16 protein-coding genes are annotated in these 16,602 nt (G+C 72.7%); 7 read left to right on the top strand and 9 right to left on the bottom strand.

Annotated elements, in window-relative coordinates:
• The first annotated feature begins 27 nt into the window (after positions 1 to 27).
• Complete coding sequence (locus ACGF4C_RS29985) at positions 28 to 873, top strand: ABC transporter ATP-binding protein (protein ID WP_393570315.1); 846 nt, start codon at positions 28 to 30, stop codon at positions 871 to 873.
• A gap of 11 nt (positions 874 to 884) precedes the next feature.
• Here ACGF4C_RS29985 and ACGF4C_RS29980 read toward each other — a convergent pair whose 3' ends face one another.
• Positions 885 to 1,337, bottom strand: coding sequence for a MarR family winged helix-turn-helix transcriptional regulator (locus tag ACGF4C_RS29980; protein ID WP_393570313.1), 453 nt, complete (start codon positions 1,335 to 1,337; stop codon positions 885 to 887).
• Positions 1,338 to 1,427: 90 nt separating this feature from the next.
• Between ACGF4C_RS29980 and ACGF4C_RS29975 the strand changes: the two genes are divergently transcribed.
• Complete coding sequence (locus tag ACGF4C_RS29975) at positions 1,428 to 2,348, top strand: alpha/beta fold hydrolase (RefSeq protein ID WP_393570311.1); 921 nt, start codon at positions 1,428 to 1,430, stop codon at positions 2,346 to 2,348.
• Here the strand turns inward: ACGF4C_RS29975 and ACGF4C_RS29970 are convergent.
• Together ACGF4C_RS29970 and ACGF4C_RS29965 are read right to left on the bottom strand one after the other, a co-directional pair.
• Positions 2,260 to 3,186 (bottom strand): ADP-ribosylglycohydrolase family protein, encoded by a 927-nt coding sequence (locus ACGF4C_RS29970; protein WP_393570309.1) that lies wholly within the window; start codon positions 3,184 to 3,186, stop codon positions 2,260 to 2,262. The genes ACGF4C_RS29975 and ACGF4C_RS29970 overlap by 89 nt on opposite strands.
• An 89-nt stretch (positions 3,187 to 3,275) precedes the next feature.
• Positions 3,276 to 4,385 carry a ferritin-like domain-containing protein gene (locus tag ACGF4C_RS29965; protein ID WP_393570307.1) on the bottom strand — a complete coding sequence of 370 codons (1,110 nt, stop codon included), beginning with the start codon at positions 4,383 to 4,385 and terminating at the stop codon, positions 3,276 to 3,278.
• Between the two features lie 170 nt (positions 4,386 to 4,555).
• Between ACGF4C_RS29965 and ACGF4C_RS29960 the strand changes: the two genes are divergently transcribed.
• The 3 genes from ACGF4C_RS29960 to ACGF4C_RS29950 all read left to right on the top strand — a co-directional run bounded on the left by ACGF4C_RS29960 (position 4,556) and on the right by ACGF4C_RS29950 (position 6,576).
• Positions 4,556 to 5,503 (top strand): diiron oxygenase, encoded by a 948-nt coding sequence (locus ACGF4C_RS29960; RefSeq protein WP_393570305.1) that lies wholly within the window; start codon positions 4,556 to 4,558, stop codon positions 5,501 to 5,503.
• 74 nt (positions 5,504 to 5,577) lie between these two features.
• Positions 5,578 to 6,318: a TetR/AcrR family transcriptional regulator gene (locus tag ACGF4C_RS29955; RefSeq protein ID WP_393570303.1), complete on the top strand. Its 741-nt coding sequence runs from the start codon at positions 5,578 to 5,580 to the stop codon at positions 6,316 to 6,318.
• 36 nt (positions 6,319 to 6,354) lie between these two features.
• Complete coding sequence (locus tag ACGF4C_RS29950) at positions 6,355 to 6,576, top strand: hypothetical protein (protein WP_393570301.1); 222 nt, start codon at positions 6,355 to 6,357, stop codon at positions 6,574 to 6,576.
• 760 nt (positions 6,577 to 7,336) lie between these two features.
• Here the strand turns inward: ACGF4C_RS29950 and ACGF4C_RS29945 are convergent.
• From ACGF4C_RS29945 to ACGF4C_RS29925, 5 genes are all read right to left on the bottom strand, one after another.
• Positions 7,337 to 8,587 (bottom strand): styrene monooxygenase/indole monooxygenase family protein, encoded by a 1,251-nt coding sequence (locus ACGF4C_RS29945; protein WP_393570299.1) that lies wholly within the window; start codon positions 8,585 to 8,587, stop codon positions 7,337 to 7,339.
• Between the two features lie 194 nt (positions 8,588 to 8,781).
• Positions 8,782 to 9,399 (bottom strand): ATP/GTP-binding protein, encoded by a 618-nt coding sequence (locus tag ACGF4C_RS29940; RefSeq protein ID WP_393570297.1) that lies wholly within the window; start codon positions 9,397 to 9,399, stop codon positions 8,782 to 8,784.
• Positions 9,400 to 9,436: 37 nt separating this feature from the next.
• Positions 9,437 to 9,838 (bottom strand): DUF742 domain-containing protein, encoded by a 402-nt coding sequence (locus ACGF4C_RS29935; RefSeq protein ID WP_030415977.1) that lies wholly within the window; start codon positions 9,836 to 9,838, stop codon positions 9,437 to 9,439.
• Positions 9,835 to 10,329, bottom strand: coding sequence for a roadblock/LC7 domain-containing protein (locus ACGF4C_RS29930; RefSeq protein WP_393570294.1), 495 nt, complete (start codon positions 10,327 to 10,329; stop codon positions 9,835 to 9,837). The genes ACGF4C_RS29935 and ACGF4C_RS29930 overlap by 4 nt, the downstream gene beginning before the upstream one ends.
• The gene (locus ACGF4C_RS29925) at positions 10,326 to 13,340 is read right to left on the bottom strand and encodes a nitrate- and nitrite sensing domain-containing protein (protein WP_393570292.1); all 3,015 of its coding nucleotides are present in this window, start codon (positions 13,338 to 13,340) and stop codon (positions 10,326 to 10,328) included. Before ACGF4C_RS29925 ends, ACGF4C_RS29930 begins: the two co-directional genes overlap by 4 nt.
• Positions 13,341 to 13,972: 632 nt before the next feature.
• Here ACGF4C_RS29925 and ACGF4C_RS29920 point away from each other — a divergent pair.
• A complete protein-coding gene (locus ACGF4C_RS29920) occupies positions 13,973 to 14,818 on the top strand; it encodes a hypothetical protein (RefSeq protein WP_393570290.1) in 846 nt (281 codons plus the stop codon).
• Positions 14,819 to 14,851: 33 nt separating this feature from the next.
• Here the strand turns inward: ACGF4C_RS29920 and ACGF4C_RS29915 are convergent, their stop codons facing one another.
• Complete coding sequence (locus ACGF4C_RS29915) at positions 14,852 to 15,319, bottom strand: MarR family winged helix-turn-helix transcriptional regulator (protein ID WP_393570378.1); 468 nt, start codon at positions 15,317 to 15,319, stop codon at positions 14,852 to 14,854.
• A gap of 334 nt (positions 15,320 to 15,653) precedes the next feature.
• On the opposite strand from ACGF4C_RS29915, the gene ACGF4C_RS29910 reads away from it, so the two are divergent.
• The gene (locus ACGF4C_RS29910) at positions 15,654 to 16,517 is read left to right on the top strand and encodes a lysozyme (protein WP_393570288.1); all 864 of its coding nucleotides are present in this window, start codon (positions 15,654 to 15,656) and stop codon (positions 16,515 to 16,517) included.
• Positions 16,518 to 16,602: the final 85 nt, after the last annotated feature.

The following is a 16,602-nucleotide window of genomic DNA, read 5'->3' as shown; positions in this document are numbered from 1 at the left end:
GGTGGTATGCACAGCTAGTCTGCGGCGATGACTCCCACCCAGCCTTCGGACCCGCAGTCCTCGGATGCCACGGCCCCGCGGGCGGCGCGCGTGATCGCCGCCCTGGAGGGCGTCGGCGTCCGCCGCTACACCACCGGACAGGTCATCCTCGACGGCATCGACTGGACCGTGCGGTCCGGTGAGCACTGGGCGCTGCTCGGCGCGAACGGCGCCGGCAAGACCACCGTGCTGCGGCTCATCGGTGCGCTGATGTTCCCGACGGTCGGCAGCGTCGAGGTGCTCGGGCACCGGCTCGGCTCGGTGGACGTCCGTGAACTGCGGGCGGTGATCGGGCTGGTCTCCGGCGCCCAGAAGGTTCCGCAGGACGCCACCGGCCACACGGTCGTGCTGACCGGCGCGACCGGGACCGTGCAGCCGCTGTGGCGCACGTACGACGAGGCCACCCGCGAGCGCGCCCACGCCCTCCTCGCCGAGCTGGACTGCAAGGAGCTGGCGGACCGGCCGTACGGCGTGTGTTCGGGCGGGCAGCGGGCCCGGCTCCTGATCGCCCGGGCGCTGATGGCCGATCCTTCGCTGCTGCTGCTCGACGAGCCGTTCAACGCGCTGGACCTGCCGTCCCGCGAGGACCTGATCGACGCCCTGCACCGACTCGCCACCGGGCGGCCGGAGTTGGCGACGGTGACGGTCACCCACCACCTGGAGGAGCTGTCCCCGGCCGTCGGGCACGCGGTGCTGCTGCGGGACGGCCGGGTGCAGGCGCGCGGGCCGGTGGACGAGGTACTGACCGGGGAGCGGATGACGGCCTGCTTCGGGCGCCCGATCGAGGTGTCCCGCCACGAGGGCCGCTGGCTGGCCCGCTCGGGCCGCCGCTGACCAAGGCTCCGCTACGGGCCTTCCGCCGCCTCGCGGACGCCGTCCAGGAACCGCCGGATCGCGTCCCGTTCGCCGGCGTCGAAGGTGGCGAGCAGGGCGAGCGTGCGGTCGATCAGCGGGCCGAAGAACGACTGGCCCAGGTCGACCGCGCGCTCGTCCACCTCCAGCAGCACCCGGCGCCGGTCCTCGGTGTCCCGGACCCGGCGGATCAGACCGAGCCGCTCCAGGCGGTCGACGAGTGCGGTGGTGCCGGCGGAATTCAGGCCGAGGTGCGCGCCGAGCCGGCCGGGCGTCGAGGGGACGCCGGCCCGGGCCGCGTCCAGCAGGCTGATCAGGGCCCGCAGGTCGGTGGGGTGCAGACCGTTGCGGCCGGCGAACTGCGCGCCGGCGAGGTCGAGTTGGAGGGTCACCTCGCGCAACAGATGGATCAGCTCCATCCCCGCCGGTTCCTGCCGCTGCACCATGTCCGACCGCCTTTCCGTTCCCGCACGTATTCTAATATCTCGCTCATCGAGATACTTGGTGAACGAGATGATGTACGGGAGGACGGCCGTATGGCAGCCACCGACCCCAGCACCTTCCCCGCCGCCTACGCGCAGGCCATGGCGCGCTGGCCGATCACCGTGGAACGACTCGACCTGCCCTCGGAGTTCGGCACCACCCGCGTCCACGCCTGCGGTCCCTCCGACGGCCCCCCGGTGCTGCTGCTGCACGGCGGCGGGACCACCTCGGCCGTCTGGTACGCGCTCGCCCCGGCGCTCGCCGGCACGCACCGGGTCCACGCGGTGGACCAGATGGGCACCCCGGGACTGAGCGTGCCCGGTGGCCGCCGGGTGCGGCGGCCGGCGGACCTGATGGAGTGGCTCGACGGCGTGCGGGACGGCCTCGGGCTGACCTCGGCCACGCTGCTCGGGCACTCGTACGGCGGCTGGGTCGCGGCGACCTACGCGGCCCGAACGCCGCGGCGGGTGGACCGGCTGGTGCTGCTCGATCCGACCGGGTGTTTCGCCCCCTACCGGCCGTCCTATCTGGCGCGGGCGGTGCCGCTGTTCGTACGGCCCGGGGAGCGGAGCACCCGCCGGTTCCTGGAGTGGGAGAGCGGGGGCGCGCCGCCGGCGCCGGAGTTGGTGCGGCTGATGGGCGTGGGCGCGGTCGCCTTCCGGGGCGCGAAGGTGGTGACGGGTCCGCGGCCCGACCTGTCCGGGCCGGCGGCGGCGGGGCTGCCGGCGCTGGTACTGCTGGCGGGGCGCAGCCGGGCGCACGACCTGCGGCGGGTGACGGCCGGGGCCGCACGGGCGCTGCCGGGCGCGCGGATCGAGACCGTGCCGGGCGCCGCCCACCACTCCATGCCGGAGGACACGGACGGTGAAGTCGCCCGGCGGGTGCTCAGTTTCCTGGCAGCGGTTCCCGGCGCGCCCGCCACTCCTCCGGCAGCGCCGCCACACCCGTACGGGCCGCCACCACACCGCCCGTGATGGCGCAGGTGGTGTCCACGTCGCCGAAGCCGGCGGCGGCGGCCCAGAGGGCGGATTCCAGGTCGCCGCAGGTGGGGGTGGCGCCCTGCCCCTTGAGAGCCTGGGGGACGGTCGCGCACCACAGGGCGAACGGGACGGTGTCGTCGGCGCGGATGCGCCCGCCGCTGCCGAGTACGGCGGCGGCCGCTTCGGGGGTCGTGCCGGGCGGCAGGGCGGCGGCGCGGAGCAGGCCACGGCGTACCGGGCCGTCGGGGGTGCGGGCCGCGACGGCGGCGAGGGAGGGCACCTCGCCGCGGGCGGAGAGCGCGGCAGCGACGGCCACCGCGACCGCGCCCGCGATGCCTTCGGGGTGGGCGTGGGTGACCCGGGCGGAGCGCTCGGCCTGTTCGGCGGCGCGGTCCAGGTCGTCGTGGAACCAGGCACCGAGCGGCGCCACCCTCATGGCCGCGCCGTTGCCGAGACTGCCCTCGCCGCCGAAGAGGAGGCCAGCGAGTTCCTCCCACTGCTCGGGGGTGGCGGCGACACGGGGCAGCAGCGCGTGCATGCCGGATCCGTAGCCGCGCCCGGGGTCGGCCCGGTAGGTGGCGGCAAACTGCTCGGCCAGCGGCCGCTCCTCCACCTCGCCGTACTCCTCCAGGACGGCGAGCAGGTCGAGCGCCATGGCGGTGTCGTCGGTCCAGTGCCAGCGCGGGTCCGGGGGCGGGGTCCGGGTCGCGATCAGCTGCCGGGCCGCCTCCGGCGGGCGGAAGAGGCGGAAGAAGCGCTCCCCGAAGGCGTCGCCGTACGCCAGCCCTTCGAGGGCGGTGCGGGCGGCCCGCCGGCGGTCGTCCGTGTCCATGCCGGGATCCTGCCACCCGCACCGGGTCCGTGGGGGCCGGTCCGGGTCAGCCGGCCGCCGCACACCGACCCCGTGGGCGCCGCTCCGGGTCAGCCGGCCGCCTCGCCCTGTGCGATGGCCGCCGCGACCTCGGCCGTACGGGCCGCCTCCTCGGCGGCGAACCGCTCGGCGTCCAGTTTCTCGGCGAGTTCCTCGTCCTGGGCCATCAGCAGATCGAGGTTGGCGTCACCCAATTCGAAGACGCCCAGGTCCACATAGGCGCGCTGGAGCCGTTCGCCCCACAGGCCGATGTCCTTGACGCACGGGACGATCCGGCTGAACAGCAGTTTCCGGAAGAGGTGCAGGAATTCGGAGCGTTCGGTGAATTCGGCGGCCTCCTTGGGCGGAATGCCGAAATTCTCCAGGACTTCGAGACCACGCAGCCGGTCACGCATCAAGTAGCAGCCCTCGATGACGAAGTCCTCGCGTTCGCGCAGTTCGGCGTCGGTGAGCTGCTTGTAGTAGTCGCGCAGCGCCATCCGGCCGAAGGCCACGTGCCGGGCCTCGTCCTGCATGACATAGGCCAGGATCTGCTTGGGCAGCGGCTTGTCGGTGGTGTCCCGGATCATGCCGAAGGCGGCCAGCGCCAGGCCCTCGATCAGCACCTGCATACCGAGATAGGGCATGTCCCAGCGGGAATCCCTGAGGGTGTCGGCGAGCAGCGCCTGGAGATTGTCGTTGATCGGGTAGAGCATCCCGATCTTCTCCTGGAGAAAGCGGCTGTATATCTCGGCGTGCCGGGCCTCGTCCATGGTCTGGGTCGCCGAATAGAACTTCGCGTCGAGGTCCGGAACGGATTCCACGATCCGGGCCGCGCAGACCATGGCGCCCTGTTCGCCGTGCAGGAACTGGCTGAACTGCCAGGCGGTGTAGTGCTGGCGCAGATCGCCGCGGTCCTTCTCGGTCATCTTGCCCCAGTACTTCGTGCCGTACAGGGACATCGACTCGTCAGGGGTGCCGAGCGGGTCCTTGGGATCGACCTCCAGGTCCCAGTCGATCCGCAGGGTGGCGTCCCACTGCTTGTCCTTGCCCTTCTGATAGAGCGCGAGCAGCCGGTCCCGCCCGTCGTCGTACTCCCAGTTGAACCGGGCCGCGCCGGTGGCCGGCACCGCCCACAGGTCGTCGCCCGGATCGCGCACGTACAGGTCTCGGGTGGACACGGGGCCTCCTCGGCTCGCCAAACGCCACGCCATCGGCGGTCGTTGGCAGGCTCACACGTTCCTTACCGGCGGGTCAATAACTCGTGCAGAAGGGATTGACGAGCTTGCTGACACGCAGTCTCATAAGAGCTGACCGCGGGTAACACGCCACTAGCGAGGTAGCCACAGCCATGACGAGCGCGCCCACCGCACCGACCGTGACGGACACCAAAGCCCTCCGGGACGCCCTCGGCCTGCTCAAGGACCGGGAACAGGTCGCCGAGCGACTGCTCGACTCCTCCGCCAAGCACTCCTTCGACCCCGACACCGAACTCGACTGGGACGCGCCCCTCGAAGAGGGCAAGTGGTTCTGGCCCCCGGAGCTGGTCTCGCTCTACGACACCCCGCTGTGGAAGAAGATGTCGCTGGAGCAGCAGCAGGACCTCGCCCGCCACGAGGCCGCCTCGCTCGCCTCGCTGGGCATCTGGTTCGAGATCATCCTGATGCAGCTGCTGGTCCGGCACATCTACGACAAGCCGGTGACCAGCGCCCACGTCCGGTACGCCCTCACCGAGATCGCCGACGAGTGCCGGCACTCCAAGATGTTCGCGCGCATGATCCAGCACGGCGGGGCGCCCGCGTACCCGGTCTCCCGGCTCAACCACAACCTCGCCCGGATCCTCAAGACGGTCTCCACCACCCCGGGTTCCTTCGCCTGCACCCTGCTCGGCGAGGAGATCCTGGACTGGATGCAGCGGCTGACCTTCCCGGACGAGCGGGTGCAGCCCCTGGTGCGCGGGGTGACCCGGATCCACGTCGTCGAGGAGGCCCGGCACGTCCGCTACGCCCGCGAGGAACTGCGCCGCCAGATGGTCACCGCCCCGCGCTGGGAGCGCGAGTTGACCCGCCTCAGCTGCGGCGAGGCGGCCCGGGTGTTCTCCGTCGCCTTCGTCAACCCCCAGGTGTACAGCAATGTCGGGCTCGACCGGCGGGAGGCGGTCGCCCAGGTGAAGGCCAGCGGCCACCGCCGCGAGGTCATGCAGTCCGGCGCCCAGAGGCTGACCGACTTCCTCGACGAGATCGGCGTACTGCGCGGCGTGGGCCGCCGGCTGTGGCGCCGCTCGGGCCTGCTGGCCTGAAGCGGCCGGCCGCGGCGACCGTTGGGGGCGAGCACCTGTACGAGCCGAAATCCGGGACGGATACCCTGCTGCCCATGAACGGCAGCGGCACCGCCCCAGCAGTACCCCGACCCGCCTACCGCAGGCTGAGCGTCGAGCAGCGCCGCAGCCAACTGCTCGCGGCGGCCCTCGGGCTGTTCGCCCAGCACGCGCCGGAGGACGTCTCGCTGGACGACGTGGCCACCGCCGCCCAGGTCTCCCGGCCCCTCGTCTACCGCTACTTCCCCGGCGGCAAGCAGCAGTTGTACGAGGCCGCGCTGCGCAGCGCCGCCGACATCCTGGAGCGCTGCTTCGCCGAACCGGAGACCGGGCCGCTCACCCAGCGGCTGTCCCGTGCGCTGGACCGCTATCTGGCGTTCGTCGACGAGCACGACGCCGGTTTCAGCGCACTGCTCCAGGGCGGCAGCGTCGTGGAGACCTCCCGTACGAGCGCGATCGTGGACGAGGTACGGCGCGCCGCGGCCGACCAGATCCTGCGCCACCTGGGCGAGCCGGAACCGGGTCTGCGGCTGCGGATGACCGTCCGGATGTGGATCACCGCCGTCGAGGGCGCCTCCCTGATCTGGCTCGACGAGGGCAAGCAGCCACCGCTCGACGAGCTGCGCGACTGGCTGGTGGACCACTTCGTCGCCCTGCTCACCGCCACCGCGGCGCGCGATCCGCAGACCGCGCGGGTGACCCGGGGAGCGCTGCGGATGGAGGCCTCCGAAGGCCCGGTCGGCGACCTGGCCCGCCGCATCCTGCCGGTCGTCAGCGACGCCGGGCACCTGCTGTGACCTGCACGGCGACCCCCGTGATGTGAGACTGGGAACGTGCGAAGCGAGAACACGCCCTTCGTCGGCGGGCCCCTCGACGGCCGGGTGCTGCCCGTGCTGGTCGGGATGACCGGCCAGCCACCGAAGACCTACGAGGTCCCGGTCCCGAACGACGACGGGCGGCCCCCGACCGTACATGTCTACCGCCGCGTCCCGGGCCCCACGGGCCGCCTGGGCCTGCCACGGGGGTGGCGCTACGAGTACACGGGTACGCGGTAGCTCTTTGCCCCACGTACTCGGCTGCAGCGCCGTGGTTGTTGCTCGCCGTTGCGCTTTGCGGCGCCCCGCACGTAGCCGTCTGCTGCGCCGCGGGGCGTCTCGCCGTTGCGCTTTGCGGCGCCGCGTACGTAGCTGTCTGTCCCGCCGCGGGTGTTGTTCGCCGTTGCGCCTGCGGCGGGCTGGGTTGTTGTTGGGTGCGGTGACGGGCCTCCGGGGCCTTGTTCGTGGACTGCTGACGCTTTACGTCCACGAACAAGGCCCCTCCGGCCCGTCCCCTCCCGTTGGGGGAGTGTGCGGGTGAGTGGGGGCGCGCGTTGTTGTCCGTACACCTCACGTCGCCGGTCAGCGGGAATAGCTCCGCCCGCGTGTCCGGTTGTGGCCCCGCAGGGGGCCCTCACGACCCTTACGGGTTCTGTTCGACCGTCCCCTACGGGTCCCAACGACCCCTTGCATCCCCAACGCCCACCCCCACCCACCGCATTCCCCTCCCCTCAACGGGAGGGGACGGGCCGGAGGGGCCGGTTGTGTGGACGAAAAGCGTCAGCAGTCCACACAACCGGCCCCGGAGGCCCGTCACCGCACCCGACACGCACCCAGCCCGCCGCAGGCGCAACGGCGAACAACACCCGCGCCGCCGCAGACAGCCACGTACGCGGCGCCGCAAAGCGCAACGGCGACCAAGCCCCGCGGCGGGACGGCCAAGTACGTGGGAGGCGCCGCAAAGCGCAGCGGAACGGCGGGAAAGCCAACTACGTGGGGATCACCCCAGCGACGCGAGGTACGCCGCCGTCTTGTCCGGGTCGAAGAAGAAGTTTTCGAAGTCGGACGGGTCGTCGAAGCCGTTGGCGAAGCGGTCGGCGATGGGCTGGAGCTGGCCGGCGGCGCCGATGAGGTTCAGGACGTGCTCCGGCGGCGGGGCCAGCATCGCGTTGGTCCACTTGGTGACGTGCTGGGCGGTGGCCCAGTAGCGGTCGAACGTGGCCTGCATCCACGCCTCGTCGAACGGTTCCTCGCCGCGCTCCACGATGGAGGCGAGGTAGGCGGCGGCGCACTTGGAGGCCGAGTTGGAGCCCTGGCCGGTGATCGGGTCGTTGGCGACGACCACGTCGGCGACGCCGAGGACCAGGCCGCCGGAGGGCAGCCGGCCGATCGGGTTGCGCACGGTGGGGGCGTAGCGGCCGGCCAGCGTGCCGTTGGCGTCGGTCAGTTCGACCTTGGTGCAGCGGTCGTACTCCCAGGGCAGGAACGTCTTCATCAGGTCCAGGGTGACCGCCAGGTGCTCGGCGGGGTCCTTGACGTTGCCGAAGGCGTCCAGCGGGCCGCCGGGGATGCCCTCCCAGAAGAGGATGTCGGCCCGGCCGGAGGTGGTGAGGGTCGGCATCACGAAGAGCTCGCCGACACCGGGGACGAGGTTGCAGCGCACCGCGTCGAAGTCGGGGTGCTCGGGGCGCGGGCCCATGCCGTGCACGTAGGAGACGGCCAGCGCGCGCTGCGGGGCGTCGTACGGCGAACGGGAGGCGTCGCGGCCGAACATGGAGACCAGCTCGCCCTTGCCGGCCGAGACCAGCGTCAGGTCGTAGCGGCTCGCGAAGAAGTCCAGGTCGGAGACGGCGGCGCCGTGGATGACGAGCTGGCCGCCGCGCTGGGCGAAGGTCTCCATCCAGCCGGCCATCTTCACCCGCTGGTCGACGGACTGGGCGTAGCCGTCGAGCTTGCCGACCCAGTCGATGGCGCGCTGGGAGCCGTCGGGGCCCTCGTGGCTGCCGGGGGCGGCGACGGAGACGCCGAGGCCCTCGATGCGCGGGGCCTGGCTCTCCCAGAAGTTGATGCCGAGGTCGCGCTCGTGCTGGAGGGCGGTGTGGAACATGCACTGCGTCGACATGACCCGGCCGGAGCGGATCTCGTCGGCGGTGCGGTTGGACATGAGGGTGACCTCGTAGCCCTTGGACAGCAGGCCCAGGGCGAGCTGGAGACCGGACTGGCCGGCTCCGATGACGAGTATTTTCCGCATGGCGGCACTCTTCTCTGCTACTGCGATGTTCGGGTGAGGGGTGGGGTCGTGCGAGGGGTGTCCCCTCAGGGGGCGGGCCCGTGGGAGTGGACGGACCCGTAGGAGGACCGGCCCGTACGAGGACCGGCCTGTACGAGATCCGGCCCGTGGGGGGCCGGCTCGTAGGAGGGCCGGCTCGTGGGAGGAGCGACCCGTTATTCCGGCGCGGCTTCCAGGGCGTGGCCGACCAGGGCGAGCAGCGACTGGATCACGGTGGTCCGCTTGCGCGCGTCCATGATCACGATCGGTACCTCCGGCGGCACGGTCAGCGCCTCCCGGACGTCCTCGGCCTGGTAACTGTCGGTGCCCTCGAAGTGGTTGACCGCCACGATGTAGGGCAGCCCGCAGCTCTCGAAGTAGTCGAGCGCCGGGAAGCAGTCCTCCAGCCGCCGGGTGTCGGCCATGACGATCGCGCCGATCGCGCCGCGCACCAGGTCGTCCCACATGAACCAGAACCGCTGCTGCCCGGGCGTGCCGAACAGGTACAGGACCAGTTCCTGGTCGAGGGTGATCCGCCCGAAGTCCATCGCGACCGTGGTCGTGGTCTTCTCCGGAGTGGCGGTCAGATCGTCGGTGCCCTCGCTGGCCTGGGTCATCACCGCCTCGGTCTGCAGCGGCGTGATCTCCGAGACCGAACCGACGAAGGTGGTCTTGCCGACACCGAAGCCGCCGGCCACCACGATCTTGGTGGCGATCGGCGCCCGCGACCGGTCCGTCTGCCAGCTCTGCAGCCCCGCGTCGGCGGCCGTGGCCACCGGGCCGGCCTGACCCACGGAACCGGCGGTCGTCGTCGGCCCGGCCGATATCGTGTCAGAGCCTGTGAAGTCCACTCAGCACCCTTTCGAGCAGCGCGCGGTCGGGCCGGCCGGTGCCGTGCCCGGTGCCGTAGACGCGAATCTTTCCCTGGTCGGCGAGGTCGCTGAGCAGGACGCGGACCACGCCCAGCGGCATCTTGAGGAGGGCGGAGATCTCCGCCACCGAGCGCATCCGGCGGCAGAGCTCGACGATCGCCCGCATCTCCGGCATCACCCGGTCACCCCAGCCGCCGGACGTGAGCTCGCGCCGTTCTTCGGGGGCTTCCAGCGCGGCCACGAAGGTCTCGACGAGCAGCACGTGGCCGAATCGCGTGCGGCCGCCGGTGAGCGAATACGGCCGTACGCGCGAGGGTTTGCGGTCCCCGCCGCGCACGGGGAGTTTCGGAGTCTTGCTCACTGGGCGCTCTCCATCGACTTGCGGAGTTCGGTGCGGAGTTCGGGGGTGAGGACATGACCGGCCCGGCCGACGAACAGCGCCATGTGATAGGCGATGACGTTCATGTCGCAGTCCGGTGCGGCGTGCACGCCGAGCAGCGAACCGTCGCTGATCGACATCACGAACACGCTGGCCTCGTCCATCGTGATCATCGTCTGCTTGACGGCCCCGCCGTCCATCAGCTTCGCGGCACCCTGGGTGAGGCTGCCGAGGCCGGACACGATGGTGGCCAGGTCTGCGCTGGACCCGCGGGGCCCGCCGGCTCCGCCGGGGCGGGCCGCCTCGTCCGCCCGGTCAGGGTCGGAGCTGAGCAGCAGCAGCCCGTCGGAGGAGACCACCGCGACCGAGCGGATGCCCGGCACCTCCTCCACCAAGTTGCTCAGCAACCAGTGGAGATTGCGGGCCTGGCTGCTCAGTCCATGTCCGTAAGCAGTGGGCGCTTGCGCCTTCACTCGCGTGCCTCCTCGACAATGTGGCTCTCTTCCGGGGCCCCCGCTCCGTCGGTGTCGGGTCGTCGGTCGGTCTGTTCGGTCGTGCCTTCCGCGAGCTCGGCCGCCACGTCGCGCCGGCCGGTCCGCGCCCCCTGCTGGAATCCGCCGAGCCGGCGCCGCAGCGCCTCGGCGTTGGCCGCACCGCTCTTGCGCGGGACGGTGGGCGCCTGCTGCTGCGCCACGATCTTGGGCGTGCGCTTGGGCAGGCCCAGGCTGGTCCGCTGCTTCTCCTCGGGGCCCGCGGGCGCCGCGTCGTCGGGCGCCGCGTCGTCGGACGATGCCCCGGAAGTGGGCGCCGGGGCCGTGGCCGGGGTGGCCGCCTCGGCGCGGGTGTGCTGGTCGGGGCCGATGGCGTACGGGTCCGCCGCGGCCGGGGCGGCGGCCGGTGCGGGCTCCTCCGGCGCGTCCTCCCGGGGCCGGGTGTGCTCGGTGGTCCCGCCGGCCGGTATCCCGGCCGCGTCGATCGCGCGCTCGGCGGCGGCGACGAACGGGTCGCCCCCCGGGCTGCCGGCGGGTCCGTCCTGGCCGGGTGCCGGACCGGCGGCCCGTTCCGGTGCCGGCGCGGGCTCCGCCGCGCCGCGGCCCGCCGCCGGGTCCAGTCGCGGCACCCGCGTCTGCAGGGCGTTGGAGTTCGCCTCGGCCACCGAGCCGGGCAGGCCCGGGGCGTGCGCGTCGTGCGCGACGGTCAGCGCGGACGCCGGGCCGGGGCGGGTCGGCAGGATCGAGCCGGGCAGCACGATGACGGCGGTGACCCCGCCCTGCTTCGCGTCCCGCAGCTGGACCCGGACGCCGTGCCGGGCGGCCAGCCGTACGACCACGTACAGCCCGAGGCCCAGCGCCTCGTCGATGTTCTCGGCGGTCGAGGCCGCCTCCGCGTCCGACAGCCGCTCGTTGAGCTCGGCCATCCGCTCCGCGGTCATCCCGATGCCCTCGTCCTGGACCGAGAGCATGACCTCACCGCTCTCCAGCAGCCAGCCGGACAGCTCGACATAGGCGTCCGGCGGCGAGAACGCGGTGGCGTTCTCCAGGAGTTCGGCGACCAGGTGGCTCAGGTCGTCCGCGGCGAACCCGGCGACCTGGGAGTGCGGCGGCAGCGACTGGATGCGCACCCGCTCGTAGCGTTCGATCTCACTGACCGCGGCGCGCAGCACGTCAAGCAGCGGGACCGGGCCCGGGTGGTTGTTGCCGTGCTGTTCGGCGCCCGCCAGGACCAGGAGGTTCTCGCTGTTGCGGCGCATCCGCGCGGCGAAGTGGTCCAGCTTGAAGAGGGTGTCCAGCCGTTCCGGGTCCTGCTCGGTCTCCTCCAGGCCCTCGATGACGCCGAGCTGGCGCTCCACCAGGCCGAGGGTGCGCAGTGCGAGGTTGACGAACCGGCCCTGTACGCCGCTGTGGGCGGCCTTGAGCCGCTCGGTGAGGTCGGCGATCTCCTCCTTGAGCGCCTCGCCCTGCTCCTGGAGCACCTCGCGCTCGGCGACCAGCCGCTGCCGGCCGCCGATCAGCCGCTTGCGCTCGCCCTCCAGTTCGGTGGTGCGCCGCGACAGCTCGCCCACCTGGGTGTGCAGCGCGTTCACCGACCGTACGGTGGCGGCGAATTCGTCGTTGCGGCCCTTGTAGGTGATGGGGTCCTCGTGGGCCGGGTCGGCGGCCACCCGGCGGGCGCCGATCCGCAGCGCGGCCAGCGGCTGGGTCATCGAGCGCGCGGCCCAGATGCCGGCGCCGACGGCCAGCAGCAGGCAGAGGCCCTCCAGGCCGATCCGGATCTCCAGCTCCGTGACGTCGTCGTCGCGCAGCTGGCCGAGGCGCTGGATGTCGGCGGTGGCCATGGCCGATTCGACGCCCCGCATCAGCCCGATCCGGGTGGTGAGGGCGTTCTCCACCCGCTGGCGGCTCAGCCGCAGATCGGCGGCGTCCAGGCGCGGCTGGTCGGTGAGCCGGGTCAGATAGCGCTCGGCGGTGCTGATGTCGGTGCCGGTGACGGTGCGGTCGTAGCGGTCCCGGGCGCCCTGGCCCGCGGTCTCCCGGAAGTCGCCCAGCGACGCCTGCTCACGGACCCGCGCGACCTGGGCGAGGCCGGTCAGCGTGGGCTGGCTGCCGCCGGCGTTGAGCCCGGCGAGCAGCAGGGCGCGGGTGCCGGCCGCCTGGTCGGTGGCGCGGGCGAGTGCGGGCAGCGCCCGGGTGTCGGCGTCCGCGGAGTCCGCCCGGGCGGGCAGTCCGCGGGCGATGTCGTCGCTGATCGCCCCGAGTGCCTGGATGATGTCGGTGTACGCGCGGTAGACCTGCTCGGCCGATTCCGTCCGGGCCAGCGCCTTTTGACGGGTTTCCGGGAGGGTTTTGAGCAGTTTGGCGGCGGTCGCGTAGACCGCGCTGTCACCGGAGGCGTCCTGGGCCTCGGTGCGCAGGTCGTCGATCTGCCGGTCCACGCGGGCGCGCTGGGGGCGGGCGACGGCGGCGTCGTCGGCACCGGGCCCGCTGGTGACGGCGGCGCCGGCCGCGGCCGTGTTCGTCCGGGTGCCGTTGACGCCGGGGAGGCCGGTGCCGGTTCCGCTTGCGGTTCCGCCCGTTGTGGTGCCGGTCGTTCCGCTTCCACCGGTCGTGCCGGTTCCGCCGGTTGCTGCCCTTCCGCCGGTTCCGGTCGTGCCGCCGGTGCGGGTGCCGTTGACCGCGCCGGTGCCGGCGCTGCTGCCGGTTCCGTTGACCGTGCCGTTTCCGGGACCCGTGCTCCTCCCCGGGTCCGCGCCGTTGTTGACCGTACCCGTACGGCCGTTGCGTCCCGCGGCGGCGTAACCGGTCATGCCGTCGCGTTCGTCGGCGAGGGAGTGTGCCAGCGCGATGGCGCGGGCGTTGAGTTCGGCCAGGTCGACCAGGTGCTGGCTGTTGCCGGCGTCGTCCGCCGTGCCGAGCAGACCGGGGGCGCCGGCTCCGAGGACCGCGACGGCAACGACGGCCACCGCTCCGACCAGCCGGTTGCGCACCCGTGCGGGACGGTGCCCCGCGAGGTCCGCACCGCCGGTCGCGCCCGGTCCCGCACCGGAACCGGAGCTCTTGCCAGGACCCGAACCCGTACCCGGTCCGGAGACCGAACCGGCCGGTGAACCCGGCTTCCCTGCGCCGCCCCGAAGCCGCATCTTCCGCACCGCTGCTCGCATTCCTGTCTCGCCTGCCCACGCCGTATGGCGTCGCGGACCCGGCTCGCTCTCCGCTCGCGGGCGGACCTGCGCGCACTCCGCAGCAGCGCATACTTCCGCGAGGGGGAACGGTCCGGCTCTGCGCGTCGCGACGAATGTCCTGGCCCCCCGTGATCCGGGCAACGACCATTCCACCGGCCCCGCGCAGTGGCTCGGCATCACATGCCCGGCCACCTGAACGAGTGAACATCAATCGGAGTTTGACCATCAACTTCCGCGCGGCAACGATTTTCACCGCACCCCCGCGCACCCCCCGGACGGGTTTGGAGATGCCGCGCCGTCCTGGCAGGATGCGCGCCCGCACGCCGCCGGAGCGCCGGTCCGTACCTTCCGCGCGGCGCTGACCTGCCCGTACGCCACACGGGCCCGGTGCGCCCGGTCACCCGGCCACATCCGCGTCCTCCGGCAGACTTGCCGGCATGCGCATCGCACTCGCCACCGAGCCGGGCGATCCCCAACGCCCCAACGAGGACTACGCATCGGTCGCCCTGCCGGCCTCCGGCCAGGGCGGAGTCCTGGTCCTGCTGGACGGCGTGACCCCGCCCGAGGCGGACTGCGGATGCCGTCACACGGTGCCGTGGTTCACCGCGCGGCTCGGCGGCGCAATGCTCGAACTGTCGGTTTCACACCGGGATATGACGCTGGCTGAGGCGCTCGCGGCGGCCATCTCCCGGACCGCCGCCGTTCACCGGGGCACCTGTGACCTTTCTCACGCCCGCACTCCGCAGGCAACTGTGGTGGCCGCCAGGTGGTCCACGGACACCGTCGAGCACCTCGTACTGTCCGATTCGGTGCTCCTCCTGGAGCACGCCGACGGGTCGGTGCACCCCGTGCTGGACCCGCGGCTGGACGAACTGCCGCCCGGGGTCCGGGCCCTTGGCGCCGCCGTACGGGCACTGCCCCGCGGGTCGACGGAACGGGCCGCGGCGGGCCGGGAGTACGGGCGGGCCGTCGAGGCGCTGCGCAACGTGGAGGGCGGTTTCTTCACGGCGGCCGCGGATCCGGCGGTGGCGGCCCGCGCGGTCACCGGCACCACGCCGCGGGCCGCGGTCCGCTCACTGACCGCCCTCAGCGACGGCGCGGGCCGCTGGGTCGAGGTCTTCGGCGAGGGCTCCTGGGCGGACTGCGCGGGCCTGGTGGCCGAGGAGGGGCCACAGGCCCTGATCGACCGGGTGCGGGCCGCGGAGGCGGCGGACCCGGAGTGCGCGGCCTACCCGCGGGGCAAGGCCCGGGACGACGCCGCGGTGGTCTTCGTCATGCCGTGACGGGCCCGGACGCGGCGCAGCACGACGCGGCTTTCACCCCTCTTCGCCCTCTTGCTCCGCGTTCAAGCGGTGCAGCAGCCGGGCGAGTTCGGCCACCTCGTGGCGGTCCCAGGCGGCGAGGCGCCGGGCGTACTGGGCGCGGCGGGCGTTGCGGACGCGGGTGAAGCGCTCCCGGCCCTCGTCGGTCAGGCGCACCAGGACGGCGCGGCCGTCGGCCGGGTCCGGCGCCCGGGCGACCAGGCCCAGCTGTTCCAGGGCGTGCAGCTGGCGGCTCATCGTGGCCTTGCCGACGCCGAAGAAGCCGGCGAGGTCGGTGGCGCGCTGCGCGCCGGCGTCGGCCAGCCGGACCAGCAGGCCGTAGGCGGACGGCTCCAGGTCGGGGTGCACCTCCCGGGCCAGTTCGCCGGACGAGGCCCGGGCCCGGCGGAGGAACACCGCCAATTCGCGTTCCAGGGCGAGGAATACGTGGTCCACACCCACCGGCTCGCCGTCCGCCGCCATCCCGTCGGCCCCGGTGTCGTGCACGTCAGCGCCCCTTCCCGCATTTCCTGGTCTGAAAGTTTCCGCCCCCGTCGGCCGAAGCCGCAGCTCGGCCAGTATTTCGCAGGATTAGACCAACGGCAGCCCAGGGACCCTCTTTTGTCACGCCGGTCTACGCGCGTATCGTCATTTATGGCATGGCCACACCAAACGGCGGGCCGTTCGCCAAAGGTTCCGCCGCGCGTCCCGCACGTCCGCACCGCCGTGCCGGCCGCGCCCACGCCATGCCGGCAGATCCCCCCTCAGATCAGCACGCATCCCCCCTCAGGTCACACCGAGATCTCCGGAGACACGTATGTCCGTGCTCAGATCCGGCTCCCCCCATCGCCCCGCACGCTCGCTCGCGACCGTGACCGGGGCCCTCCTCACCCTCCTCGCGCTGCTCCTGGCGCTGCCCGCCACCGCCGGTGCCACGGCCGTGCGGCGCGCCCCCGAGCCGAGCCACCCCGGCCAGGACTGGGCCGGCTCGCAGATCGCCAGGCACGAGGGCACCGCGGCCGGCCGCACCGCCCCGCCGGCGGGCTCGCTCGCGTCGTCCGTCGAAGGCGTGGACGTCAGCAGCCACAACGGCAACGTCGCCTGGTCGACGCTCTGGAACAGCGGCGTCCGGTTCGCCTACGTCAAGGCGACGGAGTCCACCAGCTACACCAACCCGTACTTCGCGCAGCAGTACAACGGCTCCTACAACGCGGGCATGATCCGCGGCTCCTACCACTTCGCGACGCCCAACACCTCCAGCGGCGCCGCCCAGGCCAACTACTTCGTCGACCACGGCGGCGGCTGGTCCCGGGACGGCAGGACGCTGCCCGGCGCGCTGGACATGGAGTACAACCCCTACGGCGCGACCTGTTACGGCCTCAGCGCGGCCGGCCTGGTCAACTGGATGAAGGACTGGTTCGCCACCTACAAGGCGCGCACCGGCCGGGACGCGGTCATCTACACCTCCACCAGCTGGTGGAAGCAGTGCACCGGCAATTCGTCCGCCTTCGGCGCGATCAACCCGCTGTGGGTCCCGCGCTACGGCTCCTCGGTCGGCGAACTCCCGGCCGGCTGGGGCTTCCACACCATCTGGCAGTACACCTCGACCGGCCCCACGGTCGGTGACCACAACCGCTTCAACGGCGCGATGGACCGGCTCCAGGCACTGGCCAACGGCTAGCGCGGCCGGCCCGGCGGGCGGACCGCCCGCCCGCACCCGGGACCCCTCCCGCCTGCCGCGGGAGGGGTCTTCCGCTCCGGTCGCG

This window comes from Streptomyces sp. NPDC048197 (genome assembly GCF_043202395.1).
GTDB lineage: Bacteria > Actinomycetota > Actinomycetes > Streptomycetales > Streptomycetaceae > Streptomyces > Streptomyces siderophoricus.
The sequence above is the reverse complement of the archived record's forward strand: the minus strand, read 5'-3'. Positions and strand labels throughout refer to the sequence as shown.